The 15,820-nt window shown below is 52.2% G+C and carries 11 protein-coding genes; 8 read left to right on the top strand and 3 right to left on the bottom strand.

Annotation, left to right across the window (positions count from 1 at the left end):
- Positions 1-158: 158 nt before the first annotated feature.
- The 3 genes from A3841_RS10605 (at position 159) to A3841_RS10595 (ending at position 2,400) form a co-directional block, all read left to right on the top strand.
- Positions 159-728 carry an HNH endonuclease gene (locus A3841_RS10605; RefSeq protein ID WP_073852279.1) on the top strand — a complete coding sequence of 190 codons (570 nt, stop codon included), beginning with the start codon at positions 159-161 and terminating at the stop codon, positions 726-728.
- A gap of 55 nt (positions 729-783) precedes the next feature.
- The gene (locus A3841_RS10600) at positions 784-1,491 is read left to right on the top strand and encodes a peptidoglycan DD-metalloendopeptidase family protein (RefSeq protein WP_073852278.1); all 708 of its coding nucleotides are present in this window, start codon (positions 784-786) and stop codon (positions 1,489-1,491) included.
- 63 nt (positions 1,492-1,554) lie between these two features.
- On the top strand, positions 1,555-2,400 hold the full coding sequence (locus A3841_RS10595) for a mechanosensitive ion channel family protein (RefSeq protein ID WP_073852277.1): 846 nt from the start codon (positions 1,555-1,557) through the stop codon (positions 2,398-2,400).
- 127 nt (positions 2,401-2,527) lie between these two features.
- Here A3841_RS10595 and A3841_RS10590 read toward each other — a convergent pair whose 3' ends face one another.
- Positions 2,528-3,736 (bottom strand): ABC transporter permease, encoded by a 1,209-nt coding sequence (locus tag A3841_RS10590; protein ID WP_073852276.1) that lies wholly within the window; start codon positions 3,734-3,736, stop codon positions 2,528-2,530.
- Positions 3,737-3,802: 66 nt separating this feature from the next.
- On the opposite strand from A3841_RS10590, the gene A3841_RS10585 reads away from it, so the two are divergent.
- From A3841_RS10585 to A3841_RS10575, 3 genes are read left to right on the top strand one after another with little or no spacing between them, the layout of a single operon-like run.
- Positions 3,803-5,026 carry an exo-beta-N-acetylmuramidase NamZ family protein gene (locus tag A3841_RS10585; protein WP_073852663.1) on the top strand — a complete coding sequence of 408 codons (1,224 nt, stop codon included), beginning with the start codon at positions 3,803-3,805 and terminating at the stop codon, positions 5,024-5,026.
- Positions 5,027-5,029: 3 nt separating this feature from the next.
- Positions 5,030-5,956, top strand: a complete 927-nt coding sequence (fmt, locus tag A3841_RS10580; RefSeq protein WP_073852275.1) for a methionyl-tRNA formyltransferase — start codon at positions 5,030-5,032, stop codon at positions 5,954-5,956.
- Positions 5,957-5,962: 6 nt separating this feature from the next.
- Entirely contained in the window at positions 5,963-6,451 is a 489-nt protein-coding gene (locus A3841_RS10575) for a dihydrofolate reductase (RefSeq protein ID WP_073852274.1), read from the top strand.
- A 67-nt stretch (positions 6,452-6,518) separates the two neighbouring features.
- Here A3841_RS10575 and porU2 read toward each other — a convergent pair whose 3' ends face one another.
- Together porU2 and A3841_RS10565 are read right to left on the bottom strand one after the other, a co-directional pair.
- Entirely contained in the window at positions 6,519-11,513 is a 4,995-nt protein-coding gene (gene porU2, locus A3841_RS10570) for a putative type IX secretion system sortase PorU2 (RefSeq protein WP_073852273.1), read from the bottom strand.
- Between the two features lie 25 nt (positions 11,514-11,538).
- Positions 11,539-12,636, bottom strand: a complete 1,098-nt coding sequence (locus A3841_RS10565; protein ID WP_235861359.1) for a putative type IX sorting system protein PorV2 — start codon at positions 12,634-12,636, stop codon at positions 11,539-11,541.
- Positions 12,637-12,914: 278 nt separating this feature from the next.
- Here A3841_RS10565 and A3841_RS10560 point away from each other — a divergent pair, with 278 nt between their 5' ends.
- The gene (locus A3841_RS10560) at positions 12,915-13,253 is read left to right on the top strand and encodes a PadR family transcriptional regulator (RefSeq protein WP_073852272.1); all 339 of its coding nucleotides are present in this window, start codon (positions 12,915-12,917) and stop codon (positions 13,251-13,253) included.
- A 2-nt stretch (positions 13,254-13,255) separates the two neighbouring features.
- A complete protein-coding gene (locus A3841_RS10555; protein WP_073852271.1) occupies positions 13,256-15,763 on the top strand; it encodes a PspC domain-containing protein in 2,508 nt (835 codons plus the stop codon).
- Positions 15,764-15,820 lie beyond the last annotated feature (57 nt).

Below are 15,820 nucleotides of genomic sequence, written 5' to 3'. Positions count from 1 at the left end.
ATACCAGCCCCCGGTGCACAATAAAAAATTTGAATATTAGTTGTAAAATATATTAAAAAAAAGCTGAACTTTACAAAGCGCTGCAACGGCAGGGGTTCTTATACCTGTGCCCTTGCTTCTGTATGGAACGCTATGCTTATTAACATGAAAACAACAACATGCTGTACAAACTAACGCTTAAAAACTGTGAAAAAACGGTAGTGATAGACGACACTACATATGATTACATCCAGAACAGCCCCTATCTGCACCAGATCGAGTTCCTGAAGCACCTGCGTATTCATTCCAACGGCTACGCCTTCTTCCAGAAAAACTGGCCGCTTAAAAACGGCAAGTACCGCAACGAGACCATTTACCTGCACAAGATGATTGGGGAACAGCTGCTGGAGAAGCCTGAGAGCGAGCTGAAGCTGTACGTGCACTTTAAGAACGGCAACAAGCTGGACTGCCGCCGCGAGAACCTGGAGTGGGCCCCGCTGTGCAAAATTGTGCGCAACACCACTAAAACCGAGAACAAGCTGGGCGTGCGCGGGGTGCACAAGGAAGCGCAAAAGTACCGCGCCATTATCCACCATAACAAGCAGCGCATTAACCTGGGCACTTTCGAGACGCTGCAGGAGGCCGCCCTGGCCTACAGCAAAAAATCCGAGGAGCTTTTCGGGAAGACCAAGAGCCTGAAGACCTTCGCCAAGGTGCTGGAGGAGGAGGAAGCTGCGCCTCTAAACTAATTTCTGCTTAACTTGCACCATGGGCACAATGTAACTGCGCCCATGGTGCAAGCTTATGAACAACACCCAAAACCTTAGCGCCCTGCTCCGTAGGCAGCGCCATGCCTTTGCCCCTGTTCTGGACGCCGACCTGAACGCCGATGGCGTGTGCACGCTGGATTTTTCCGAAAAGAACCTGCTGCTGCAAAACACCGACCTGCAGGACACCGACTCGTTCAATAAGGCTGTGGAGCAGATGCTGCAGGAGCATAAGGCTACCGCAGGCGTGGGCGGCTATCTGGAGGACCGCTTTATCTACCGCCGCAGCCGCCACTTTGATGTGGCCGCCCAAAGCCGCAACCTGCACCTGGGCGTGGATGTGTGGCTGTCAGCGGGCACAGCCGTGTTCACGCCGCTGGATGCCACCGTGCACAGCTTTCAGGATAACGATAACTTCGGCGACTACGGCCCCACCATCATCCTGCAGCACGAGCTGGAGGGGGTGACATTTTATACTTTGTACGGCCACCTGAACCGCACTTCCCTGCAGGGGCTGCAGCAGGGGCAGCACTTTGCCAGAGGCGAGAAGATTGCCGAGATAGGACCTTACCCGGAGAACGGCCACTGGCCGCCGCACCTGCACTTCCAAATCATAGCCGAAATGGGCGATAAGTATGGCGATTTTCCGGGAGTGGCCACCACCGCCGAGCGCGCCAAGTATGCGCAGCTGTGTCCCGACCCTAACCTGATCCTGCAGTGCCGCCACCTGCCGCCTATCTCCTGAGCTTTTTGTGACACTTCCGGTATATCAATTCTTTACTTTTTAACCCTTAACCCTTATTTTCTAATGGTGTTGGATTTCGATTCGATCCGCGAAATGATTGTAAACTTCGCCGTGTTGTATGGCCTGAAGCTGTTGGTAGCCATTTTTATACTTGTTCTAGGCGCCTGGATCATCAGACGGCTGAAGCTGCTCATCAGTGGCCTGATGCTCCGAAAAAGCGTGGATGAGTCGCTGCGGCCTTTCCTGCTAAGCATCTTCAGCATCGCGCTGTGGGTCCTGCTGCTCGTGCTGGTGATCGCGCAGATAGGCGTGGAGATGACCTCCTTTATCGCTGTACTGGGCTCTGCCGGCCTGGCCATTGGCCTGGCACTCCAGGGCAGCCTGGCGAACTTTGCCGGCGGGGTGCTCATACTTACCATCAAGCCTTTTAGGGTAGGTGACTTCATTGAGGCCCAGGGGCAAAGCGGTACCGTGCAAATCATCAACATCTTTAACACCGTGCTGAAGACCGCCGACAACAAAACCATTTACATCCCCAATGGGCCGTTGGCCTCTGCCGTGGTGGTGAACTACTCGGTGGAAGCCACGCGCCGGGTGGAGTTGCTCTTTACCGTGTCGGTAAACAATGATATTGGTAAGGTGCGCCAACTGATTCAGGAGCTGATTAGCCAGGATGAGCGTGTGATGAAGGAGCCCGCCCCCGCTATCGTTGTAACAAACTTTGCCGAGCATTCCATCACCATCAGTACCCGCATCTGGTGCAAGCGCGAAGACTACTGGGGCCTGTTCTGGGACATGAACGAGCGCGCCAAGGCCGCCTTCGAGCAGAACAATATTGCCCTGCCGGTGCCCCGCCGCGAAGTGCTCTCGCAGCAAAGCGGCAAAGAGCAGGCTGCTGTGGGAGCATAGAGCTCAAACTTCTTACAAAAAGGGCGGGCTATACCAACCAAGGTATAGCCCGCCCTTTTTTATACTTTATACTTATGCAGATTATCCTTGCAGCTGAATTTATACTTCCTGATTCCGACCTTATACTTTAGTCAAACTTTATCGCCTTCACTGGCTTGATGCGGGCAATCATGGCGGCAGGAATAAGTATGGCCAGCATGGTGAGCACCAGCGTCAGGGCGTTCAGAATCAGAATTACCCCAAAGTTCCAGCTGATCGGCACACGGTCCATGTAGTAGTTCTCCGGGTCCAGCGGGATGAGCTCGAAGTAGTATTGGGCGGCGCAAAATCCAATACCGACAAGGTTACCCCACAGCATTCCCTTCAGCGTCAGTTTCAGGCCACGGAAGTAAAACACCTGCCTGATCTGCGCATCCGTAGCGCCCACGGCCTTCAGCACCCCGATCATGTTGATCCGCTCGATGATCATGATGAACACGGTGGAGACCATGTTGAACGTAGCCACGAAGATGATAAGTACCAGGAAAATCACCACGTTCTTTTGCAGCAGCTTCAGCCAGTCGAACAGCTGGGCGTGGCGGTCAGTTATCTTCTCCAACTGCAGGTCGTAGTTCATACTTTCGAACACGCGCTCGGCCGCCTCGTCTATCTGGTCAAAGTCGTTCAGCACCACCTCCACGCCCCCTACCAGGGTATCGGGCCAGTTGTTCAGCTCCCGGATCAGCTTGATGTCGCCGAGCACGAACACCTCGTCAAATTCCTCCAGGCCCGTGTTGTAAATGCCGCTCACCCGCAGTTTCCGGGCCCGTGGCGGGTTCTGTATAAAGTAGAAGATAGCCTCATCTCCTACATTTAGCCGCAGCTTGCTGGCAATTGCCTGGCTCAGCAGCACGTCCTTCGACGAGGCCGTATCATTAAAGGCAATCAGTTTCCCGCCTTCCAGGTTATGCTGCATCGAGCTTAAATCATACTCCTTTCCCACGCCTTTCACCACCACCCCCAGCACCTCATCCTCTGTCTTGATAATGGCCGTTTTGCGGGCGAACCCCTGTATCCTTTTTATTCCCTGGATGGTGTCCGATACGCCGATATTATAGCTGATGGGAGCCCCCTCGTAGGAGTTATTGGTGTCATACTTGCTGATCTGCAGGTGCGCGCCAAAGCTGAAAATCTTGTCACGAATCTCGTTGCGGAAGCCCTCCAGTATGGCAAAAGACACAATCATGATGGCAATGCCTGCAGCTATGCTAATAATTGCTATTTTTGTAACCGACTGCGTAAAAGAGCCGGTCTGCACTTCTGATATTTTATCGGATATGTACTTGGAGATATTCACTCGCCTTAGATCAGATTAATGGCCTTAAAGATAGGTATGAATTTTGACTTCTACCCTACAAAAACGATGACACACCCTATCCTATACCTATCCGCCTCGCTGCTGCTCTCACTGGGCGGCTGCAACGCCAAGCAGGTGCCTGCCACGGCAGCCGAGCAAGCGCAACCCGCCACTACAGATGCCTTGCCAGCGGCAAAATCGCTGAAAATGGGCGCCGAGCAGCTGGAGTTATACTTGCCGCAGCTGGAGGGCAAGCGCGTGGGTATGATCGTGAACCAGACCTCCACCATTGGCCAAACGCACCTGGTAGACACGCTCCTGAGCCGTGGCGTACAGATCAAGACGATCTTCGCGCCCGAGCACGGGTTCCGGGGCGAGGCCGATGCCGGTGCGCACATCAAAGACGGCAACGACCCGAAGACAGGCCTGCCGATCATCTCGCTCTACGGGAATAACAAGAAACCGCTGCCGGATCAGGTAAAAGACCTGGATGTGCTGCTGTTCGACATCCAGGATGTGGGCACGCGTTTTTATACTTACATCAGCACCATGCACTACGTGATGGAGGCCGCCGCCGAGAACGGAAAGGAAGTAGTGATCCTGGACCGCCCAAACCCGAACGGGCATTTCGTGGATGGCCCGGTGCTGGAGCCTGACCAGGTTTCCTTTGTGGGGATGCACCCGATTCCGATTGTGCACGGCCTGACCGTGGGCGAGTTGGCCAACATGATCAACGGGGAGAAATGGCTGAAAAGCGGTGTGCAAGCGAAGCTGACCGTCATCCCGATGGCAGCCTATGACCACAACATGCCTTATGAGCTGCCGGTGCGTCCTTCGCCGAACCTGCCAAACGCCCAGGCCATTGCCCTCTACCCTTCTATCTGCTTTTTTGAGGGAACCGACGTAAGCGTTGGTCGTGGCACCCCTACCCCTTTTCAGGTGATCGGCAGCCCATACTATCAGAAGAAGGATTTCAGCTTCACGCCGGTTAGCACGCCGGGTGCCACCAACCCGCCGCACAAGGATGTGGTATGCTATGGCAAAGACCTGACTAACGTGAAGGTGGCGGATAAAGTGGACCTGGCCTACCTGCTGGAGATGTACCAGCACTCCACTAACAAGGATAAGTTCTTCAACAACTTCTTCGAGAAACTGGCCGGCACCAAAAAGCTTCGCGAGCAGGTGATAGCCGGCAAGACAGAGGCCGAGATCAGGAACAGTTGGGAGCCTGCGCTATCAAACTATAAAACCAAGCGCAAGCAGTACCTGCTTTACCCAGACTTTAACTAGCGCATGAGAGACTTACGCATTGTGTTTATGGGAACGCCGGATTTTGCCGTGCCTACCCTGCAGGCACTCGTGGAACACAAGTATAACGTGGTGGCCGTGATCACCGCCCCGGACAAACCAGCCGGGCGCGGGCAGAAGCTGAACCAGTCGCCGGTGAAGGAGTATGCCGTGGCACAGGGAATTCCGGTGCTGCAGCCCACTAACCTGAAAGCAGAGGCGTTCCTGGAGGAGCTGCGTGGCTATCAGGCCAACCTGCAGATCATCGTGGCCTTCCGGATGCTGCCGGAGGTGGTGTGGGCGATGCCGGAGCTGGGTTCTTTCAACATCCATGCCTCGCTGCTGCCGCAGTATAGAGGGGCCGCGCCTATCAACTGGGCCATCATCAACGGCGAGAAGGAAACCGGCGTCACTTCCTTTTTCCTCAAGCACGAGATCGATACCGGTGATTTGATCTATCAGGAGCGCGTGCCGATCCGGGAGGAAGACGACTTCGGGTCGCTATATAAGAAGCTAAAGTATAAGGGAGCCGAGCTGGCCCTGCGTACGGTTCAGGCTATTGAGCAGGACCAGGTAGTACCGCAGCCGCAGGAAACCTCCGCCGAAACCAAACATGCCCCGAAAATCTTCAAGGACACCTGCGAGATTAACTGGGATCAGCCGGCAGAGCAGGTCAGGAATTTCATCCGCGGCCTTAGCCCCTACCCTGCCGCCTGGGCAAGAATTAACGGCAAGACCTTTAAGATCTATAAGACGGAGGAGCTGCCGGAGGCCGGTTATACTTCGGAGCCTGGCACGCTCCACACCGACAACAAGACCTTCCTTCACATTCAGACAGCTGCCGGCGCCGTGTCTATACTTGACCTGCAGATGGAGGGGAAAAAACGCATGCCGGTGCAGGACCTGCTGCGCGGGTATACTTTTGACGTATAAGAAAGTATGATAGCCATCGTAGTAGCCGCCGCCGAGAACAACGTGATCGGCAAAGACAACGACCTGATCTGGTACCTGCCCGCTGACCTGAAACATTTTAAGCGCCTGACCATGGGCCACCCGATGGTCATGGGCCGCAAGACCTACGAGGCCATCGGAAAGCCGCTGCCGGGCCGCACCTCCATCGTCATCACCTCCCAACAGGATTATAAGGCCGAAGGTTGTATCGTGGTCCACTCGCTGGAAGAGGCCTTAACCAAAGGCAGGGAAATGGATGCGGAGCAGGTAAGCATTATTGGCGGGGCTACCATATACCAGCAGGCGCTGCCACTAACCGATAAAGTATACTTTACACGCGTACACCACACGTTTGAGGGCGATGCCTACTTCCCGGAGCTGCCCCAAAAGGAATGGCAGGTGGTGGAGCAGCAATTTCATGAACCGGACGAGAAGAACAAGTATAGTTATACTTTCCTGACGCTGGAAAGAAAGTAACAAAGTATAAAAATGGAGGGGCCGCTGAATTCAGCGGCCCCTCCATTTTTATACTTGCAGTTGTGGTTTAGCGCAGGATGTAAAGCTTGCCGTAGCCGTTCTTGAAAGCGCCGTCTCCGAAGGTGTTGCGATGCTTCATCTCCTCCTCTCCCTTGCTCATCACCACGCGATACAGGTATACCCCGTTGGCCAGCCTGTCGCCATACATGTCGGTGCCGTCCCAGGCATAGTCCGTCTTGTTGTTGCCGATGCGCAGCGGCCCCAGTTCCTCCTTCATAATTTCCTTCACCACTTTGCCCGTAATGGTCAGGATCTGGATCTTGATGTGCTCCGGAATGGTGCTGCCCGTAATGGTGAAGATAAAATTGGTCTTGCTGGAGAACGGGTTCGGGAACGGGTAGAAGTTCGAGATGCTCGCCTCGCTCACCACCTCAAAGCCGATCCTGTAAGGCGACACACCGGACTCCTTGCCCACAGCATCTGTTGCCCGAACCTGCAGCGTATACTTATTGTCCTCCAGTTTAGCTGGTCTATACTCCAGCTTAAAGTCGTTGGCCTCGGTGGCTGGTGTGTAGGTTACCTCAGGGTTATTCAGCAACTCGATTTCCTCTCCGTTTGGGTTCTGATCCGTAATCAGCACCACCGACATCCTGGAGGGGTCCTGCAGGAACACGTGCCTGTTCTCGTCCTTCACCGTCACGCTGATCAGCGGGCTCGGGGAAACGATGTCACCGTCCAGGATATAAATACCGTCAAAGGCCACGTCCATGATCGGGTGAAGTTTCGATTTCACGCCGAAGTCTACTTCATAGATATTGTTGGCATACTCCTGCTCCGGCAGCAGACGCGGGTTCACGTAGATGCTTATCCTGTAATCGCCATCCAGCTCAGCCGTGGAAACAGGATAGGTAAAGTATACGGTCTCGTTTGGCCCCACCGGCTTGATCTTAAAAGTGGAGGTGGTAGTGGAAACACCACTTCCGGTAAAGACTACCTCTACTGTCAACGAGTCTGTAAATGCCGTGGAAGTCACGTTCTGGAAGGCCATCGGTATGGTTAGCCTTCCGCCCCCTGCCAGGCGTGACAGTTCCTCACTGCTCGCCTTCACCAGGTCAGGCCTGATCACGCCTTCCGGCACCGGGTCATATAGCACGAACCACTCCCTCAGCTGCGGCGCCGTACGCGCTGTGGAATCCGACAGGAACGCAGCCAGTTTCAGGCTCGGGTACTTATTCGCATCGATGTGTGAGATGTCGAAAACCCTGGAGCTTATACTTTCCTCCAGCACCGTCTCCTCACCCGCTGCATCAATACCGATCAGGCTCAGTTTATACTTGTCATCACCGCCGGCATATGGTTTAATATCGTGGTGCAATGAACCCCAACGTAAGGCAGGCCCTATGGCAGTAGAGGTAATAGTACCCGCCTGGCGCTTGGACTGGAGGGTGACACTTAAAGCTATACTTTGCGAAGAGGCTGGTGTACCTTCTTCGCGCTCCGACTCTGGTTTAGAAAAAGTTTTTTCCTGTGCAGTACCTGGCGCTGCACCTTTTTGTCCAACTATTACAAATGGGTCTTTGTTCTTTAACTCATCAATTAATAATGAGCCTATGCTTCTAAAAGCAGCCTTTGTCTCATCAGGAAATTTCTCGAATGGAACTTCATCAACCGACATCACAGCTACATAGTAGCCTTCTGGAACAGCATCAATGAAACGTTTGATTTTAGCCACATTGGCTGCCTTTGTTAAGTCATTCGTATCGAATAAAAAAGAGGAAGCAGGACAAGTAACTGTACCGCCTAAATTTGTGAGGGGCTCTAAGGTAACATTATCAAAAACAACCATGTATAACCGTGCCCTATCATAATAATTAGGATGTCCACACTGCCAATTTAACACCTGATCCCCATCAATATAAAAGCCATAAGGTGGATAGCTAAATTTGATATCTCCCCCGACAGTTTTTAAATTGATAAACTTACGAACAGTTTTAAATCGCCAGTTTCCGTTAGACTTATCTATGGTTTCTATACCTGATAAACTGCTTTCAGTAAATTGCCCATACCGACTTTGTGACCAACCAGAGGGAATCTGAGGTATATGTCTAAAGGAGCTTTGTGCCCAAACTGTGTCTTCACCTTGCTCATAGGTTGTAAAACGCGCCCTCCAGTAGTATACTGTACTATCATTTGAACCGCCATTAAGCAAATCAACGTCCCATGATGCAAACACTGCAGTTGGGACCGAGTGTGTTTTTGTCCAGGGGCTATCGAATGTATGGGTTGTATCAATCTCAAAGTATACACCCTTATTCAAGTTTTTTGATTGCCCCTGCACAGTAAGTGACACTTTGCCTACGCCAACTATACTGTATTTAATAGGGTGTATAATGGACAGACCACTGGCAGAAATATACTGTTGGTAAACAGCTATATTATTTTTTTCATTCAGTTCATCTATACTTTCTGGACTATCTATTTTTACCTCGAAACTATTTATCCCGAGAGCTTCAAAGCCTTTATTAGCTAAGGTTACCTTTATTTGATTTTCTAGAAAAACTGGTGCAATTCTTATTGAATCATAAAGGAAGCGAGAATTATCAGGGAAAGTACGTTTGATAGAGAGATAGACTGAATCAGTAATTGCTTTACCTAGGTTTTTAGCCTTAAAATTTAGTACTATTGAGTCTGCTGCAGCTGTTGCAATGCCTCCATCTAGTCCATTTAAAGAGAAGCTTTTATCATCTAGTAGATAATCCGGCTTGATTGGGTTGTACAATTTTACAGCAGGGTCTCCCTGCAATGCAGATTCCAGAACCATTGCAATCATGTTATCATCCCAGCTGTTTTGAACAACGCGTCTGATAACCTCCTTCTGCACTTCCCCTAACGTTCTGCCATAAAACTCCTCCTCACTAAAACCTACTAAGTAAAAGTTTCTTGAATAGGTATTAAGCTGTGAGGTATACCCTGTTCCAGTATGTGCAATAAGCGCAATGGCCCCCTTCTTAGGAGTATTTAGCCAATCCTCGCCAAATGACACATTATTTTTAATATAAGCGTTTCCTAGATTACACCCGTTCATTAGCATAATAGGATATTTACCTTCGTTGTTGTAACTGCTTAGAGCACTTGAAGGTGAACCAATATCCAAGTCAATGATACCAGGAGAGCTGTGACCAAAGAAAGTTACCAAAGACACTCCTGCATTTATCTCTTTAGATACATCCAAGCTTTCAGTTACTTCACTTAAATTCTTTCTGCTTCTTTCTATGACGTTTGCCCCTAATAGTGGTCCCTCTGCGATCTCTTCATAATTCCTGATATATGAGGTAAAGGTGTTAATTTCATTCACCGTTTTACCTCCCCCTAAATGCAAGATATTTTTTCTCCATTCTACGCCATCCGGCACGGCTTCATGCGTTTTAACCTTATCTAGGTAGTTCATGACCTCCAAGGCTGACCTAGCAGATACCCTGCCTGTAGGAATTTTAGGAGCATACTCATTCCTTCTAAAATCAGCAGTGAATAATACATCAGAAGCAGGAACTCCGCCAGTAGGAACTAGGTTTGATGACCAAGAGTCCGAGCTTCTGTAAATCTCTACTCCTTTGCCTAGTAGTAATAAATGCCTATCCCTTGGGGTAGATAGCATATAAGAACAGAACCTTCTTATACTGTTTGCTGAAAATTCGCCATAATGAAATTGATTAACTAAATCATCAACAAAGACGAGAAGTGTGTCATAACCTCCACCTGCAGCTGAATTCCGATATGCTGCATACTCTAATGGAGCAGGTAAATTACTGGCCCCCACCTTCTTCATTAATGCTTTATTAGAAACAATTAGGAAGTTATGTTCAGCAGGTATAATTTTTCTGAATTTTACATTTCTTGTTCTACCTACAGGAGTAAGTGAGGCACTTGAACTAGCAAGTAAAACCTTTCTGGTAGAACCAGTGTGATCTACTACATAACCTCGCTTCTCCCCACTAGCGTGTCCTGCAATTCTAACAACCTCCCCCTCGTCCGTCACATCATATGCTACAACATTTAAAGATGCTCCTGCAAATTCATAGTATTGTGGTGAAACACGCAGAGAATCTGTGTAGAAAAACATAGCATTTCCAATGAAAATGCTTTTCTGAGGATATGTTAATTGAGCATAGGCTAACCCAATTTTTCCTGAATTACCGGAAATAGGAGATAATTGCAGGGAAAGCTTCTGATTCTGTAAATTTATATCAGTAAAATCTATTTGGTGATTAGTTCTTGAAAAGTCATAAGAGTTATAACTAATAGATGTAATCGTCCTTCCCCCTATTATATTAACATCAAATTTATGCACGCCCTCGTTCGGACCTAACGTGGCTATATTAAGGGAAGGTGCTGGGCCGGTTGTTTCTACATTACTTATTCCTGTTATCTCAAAGGATAACTTCTTTGGCGCAGTATCTAGTACAGAAAAATAACCCTCACCCGCATCGAGCCAAGGCATCTTATTGTCCTTATAACTCCTCCCCTCACTATAGGTCCCAGTACTCAACAACATCGCCTTCTGCCAATGATAAGGCTCCGGCGTCAGCCCGTTTGGGGATGGGTTCGCCTCGCGCATCCGCTTGTTTCCCCCCGCCGGGTTCACGGTGAGGAAATAGGCGGCGGAGTCGGTGTACATGCTGTGGAGCTGGTGCACCTGGTAGGCAGGGTTCTTGTACAGTTCCTGGTCCAGCACGCCGTCGTTGCGCTCGCCATAGAACTCCAGGTAATCCTGCGGGTCTAGACGGCCATCGGCCTCCCCGGCCACATAAATCGCCACCTCCTTGCCACGACGGAAGAGCTGCAGGTGCTGCGGGTTCACGTTCTCCAGGCCCAGCTGCCGCAGGTAAGCGTGATCCAGCTTATACAGGCCAGTCTCCACCACCTGTAGCTTGTGGTAAGTTTTGGAGTAATCTATCCATTCATTGCCGTATACCTCCTGCGCCTGGGCTGTGCCTGCCGCCAAGCCCGCCACTGCAAGTATAACTGCCGAAAAAAATGCCTTTATGCTAAAAGTCTTATACATGTGCTGTTTGCTAAAACCTTATACTTTAGTCGAATGCGTATCCTAGTGAAACGATAACCGAGGAGGTGTTGCGGCTGCCAACCGCGTTGCTCTCGCTGTTGTTGATGCGGGAAAGGGCCAGGTCCAGGTTGAGGCCGCCGGTTTTGATGCCCACTCCAAAGTTTGGCTGAATGCGCTTGGTGGTGCCGCCGTCAAAGTTCTGCGTTTCCTGGTAGTTGTTGAGGCCGCCGCGCACGAATACGGAGTTCGCGTAAGCCAGCTCCAGCCCCACATGCGGGTCCACCGACATCAAATCTGATTTAAAGAGCACGTTGCGCTTGCCGTCAAAGGTGAAGTCTATATCGGTGGCCAGGGCGGCCGTGAAATTATCGGTAAAGCGGAAGGTTTTGCCCACGCCAAGTATAACCCGCGGCAGAGTAAGCTCCGCGGTGTTTTCAGGCAGGTCGTTGCCGGTTTGCAGGTAGGCCTCCTCCAGCTCCTCCACGTTGTGGGTCCAGGCGGTGAAGGTGGTGGTGATGTCCTTAGCCATGACGCCGAACTGCCAGGTGCCACGCTGCAGCTGTGCGCCGGCATCAATGCCAAAACCGTAGGCATCGGCAAAATCGCCTACGTTGCGGTAGATAATCTTGGCGCTGGCGCCTAGTTGCAATCCCTCTATCAGGTTGCTTTTGCGGGCATAGGAAAGCAGCATGGCGTAATCGGCCACGGAGAAGAAGCGGATGCTGTCGTATTGAATGTAGCCATACTCGTTTTGGAGGCGGCGGGTATCGGCGATGTCGTCCACCCCTACCCGGATCAGGGAGATGCCCAAGGCGCTGCTCGAGTCCAGGGGCATGGCAAAGCTGGCGTAGTCGTTCTTGGCAATGCCGGCAAAAAGCTCCGAGTGCATCAGGCTCACGTTATACTTGTGCGGCAGGCGCAGTAGCCCGGCGGGGTTCCAGTAGCCGGCGGTGGCATCGGTGGCCAGGGCCGACTGCACGTTGCCCATGCCCAGCGCCCGGGCGCCCACCCCCAGGTTCAGGAACTCGTTGCTATACTTTGGTGTGTTTACCTGCGCCTCAGCCGACGACCAGGCAAGCAAAACCATCACCGCAAACAGGCAGCGAAGCAGAAAATTATTCATCCTTGATAGTATAGGTTATCTCAATCGCTAAAAGTCTTATTGTATTTACCCAAGTACAGCCCTGCAGCTCCCTCCCCCTCTTTTGTGCCCCTTAACATCCTGCGGGCCTTTTTAGTTGACTCAGGTGTAGTTTTATTTTATCCAAAATTAATCATTTATAACAACAAATCCCCAGCCTTACAACCATTATAAAAAAAGAGCGTAAAGAATTTTAAACAGTACCTTGCTTTACATAGTACCTTACCATATCTTTGCCTCAACATTATAACGGAATCATCATGAAAGTAGAAAACACACAAGTGCAGATGCGGAAGGGAATTCTGGAATTCTGCATACTGGAGATTATCTCTCGTGGTGAAGTTTATGCGTCCGATATGCTGGAAGAGCTCACAGCGGCCAAGATGATCGTTGTGGAGGGCACCCTCTACCCCCTGCTCACCCGCCTGAAGAACGCGCAGCTTCTGGAATACAACTGGGTCGAGTCTACCTCTGGCCCGCCACGCAAGTATTATCGCCTCACCGACACCGGCAAAACGTTTCTGGAGCAGCTCCGGAACACCTGGTCCGAACTAGTTGACTCCACAGAATTCATTATCCGAAACAAGAAAGCCCAGTAATCATGAAAAAGAATATAAGTATAAACTTGCAAGGCATCATCTTCCAGATCGAGGAAGACGGGTATGAGCAGCTTAGCCGCTACCTTGCCTCCATCAGAACATACTTTTCTAACTATGAGGGCCACGAGGAGATTGTAGCCGACATTGAGGCCCGCGTTGCCGAGATCTTCTCTGCCCGCGTGTCGCCAGCCAAGCAGGTGATCACCCAGGAGGATGTGCAATACCTGATCATGCGCATGGGTAACGTGACCGACTTTGAGGTGGAGGAACCTGTGGAGGAGGAAGCTTACAGGCATGCCGCAGCTGGCGCGGGCGCGGAAACCAATGCAGGCGAGCCTCAGGCATACGCCGCGGCGGGCCCCAAGAAGCTGTTCCGCGACATGAACAACAAGGTGATTGCCGGTGTGTCCAGCGGCATTGCCAATTACCTGAAGTTAGACCCGCTCTGGATCAGGCTGTTCTTCGTGCTGCTGGTGCTGCTGGGCATCGTTTCGGCGGGCGTGTCGGCTGCCACAGGCATCATCATCTATGTTATACTTTGGATCGCCATGCCGGAGAGCAACCTGCTGCCCGAAACCAAGGTGCGCAAGCTGTTCCGCGACCCGGACGATAAGAAGCTGGCGGGCGTGTCGAGCGGCATTGCCAAGTACTTTGGGGTGGATGTGGCCGTTATCCGGCTGCTCTTCCTGGTCTCCATCTTCCTGGGCGGTTTCGGTTTGTTTGCCTACATCGTGCTCTGGATCGCCATGCCCGAGGCCGTGACCCTTACGGAGCGCATGCAGATGCAGGGCGACCCCGTGACGCTGGCTGGCATTGAGCGCACCCTGAAGGACAACCTGAACATGCGCGACAGCAACGGCGAGGAGAGCGCGCTGGCCAAGATCATACTTTTGCCTGTCCGCCTGGTGGCACAGGTCTTTAACTGGATTGGTCGTGCGCTGGGCCCCATACTTGCCTTCCTCATCACGCTGATCCGGGTGGCGGCCGGTGTCATGCTGCTGGTCATCTCCATCGGCCTGACCATCGCCCTCTTCTCCACGCTTTTCGTGTCGCTGGGTATGATTGATGAGACGCAGTTCGCAACCCTTGGTGATTTTCCGGCCTCCGTGTTTCTCGGGGGCTTTCCCAGGCTCGGCCTGGTGGCAGGCTTCTTTGTAGGGTTGATTCCGCTCCTGATGCTGATGGTGCTGGGCATGAGCCTGCTGATCAAGCGCACCTTCATGAAGCCGATTGTAGGCTGGTCGCTGTTTGGGGTGTGGCTGGTGGCACTGTTCACCATGATCGCCACCATTGCCATGTTCAGTGGCAACTTTCGCCGCAGCGGCGAGGTGATCACCAACACATCCATCCCTGTAGAGAACATCAACACGCTTACGCTGGACGCCTATGATACCGGCCTGAACTACGACAACATTTATGTGGAAGTGCAGGAGGCAAACGGCCCGGATGTGGAGCTGGTGCAGCGCGTGGAGGCTAAGGGCAGAACCGAGGAAGAGGCCAAGGAAAACGCCCGCATGATTACCTACCGCGCCGTGCTCAACGACTCCACCCTGCGCTTGGACGACAGCTACGAGTTTAAGCCGGGCGCCGTGTTCCGCGACCAGGAGCTGAGCCTGGTGCTCAAACTGCCGAAAGACAAACCTCTGCGCCTGACGCGTAGCTTCTACTACCTGCTGCCAAGCGCTGCCCTGGAGGGCAATTACGACCTGGACAAAGTGATCCGCAACACCTGGCAGGTCAGCGGCGATCGGTTGGCTTGCATTACCTGCGCCACGGATACCCTGAGCACGGATAGCGACACGGGCAACGGCTTTAACCTAGACGACAATAGCGCAGCCGGGATGAGCGGCAGCGTACTGCTGAACGAGAGCGAGTACAGCAGCAACTCCCGCAGCTACAACTTCCGCGACTTCAACCGCATCACCATCAGCGGCCCATACCACGTGCAGCTGCGCCAGGGCGACACCTACAGCGTGAGCGTGCGTGCCGGCGAAGCGGAGCTGAAGCATATCGAGCTGGACCAGAGCGGGGACGAGCTGGAGATTGGCACGGACGAGAAGTTCTTCCGCATGTTCAAAGACCACGAACCGGTGCTGGTTCAGATCACCGCGCCCGATATCAACACCATTGAGCTGAACGGCGCCATAAAGGCCGATATCGGAAGTATAAAGGCAGAGAGCCTGCGCATGAACCTCACCGGGGCCATTCAGACGATGGCTAATCTGAACGTGCGTAACCTGCGGGTGGATGCCTCCGGGGCCACAGCCAGCACGTTCATAGGAAAGGCGGAGCGATTCGAGCTGGACGCCACCGGTGCCTGCGTCGTGCATGCCGACAGGCTGGAAGCCAGCTATGTGGACGCTGACGTGACCGGTGCCGGCGTGGCCGAGGTTTACGCCACTAACACCCTGCGCGCCGACGCCTCCGGGTCCAGCCACATCGTCTACCGCGGCAACCCCTCCGACACCATCATCGACAGCTCCGGCCCCAGCAGCGTGAAGCGCCGCTAGCATGGGTTCGGCATAAAGTATAAAAGGCTGGCTGAGTTATACTTCTCAGCCAGCCTA

This window comes from Pontibacter flavimaris (genome assembly GCF_001907195.1).
GTDB classification, from domain to species: Bacteria; Bacteroidota; Bacteroidia; order Cytophagales; family Hymenobacteraceae; genus Pontibacter; species Pontibacter flavimaris.
Note: the sequence above shows the minus strand (reverse complement) of the source record. Positions and strands in the feature narration are given on the sequence as shown.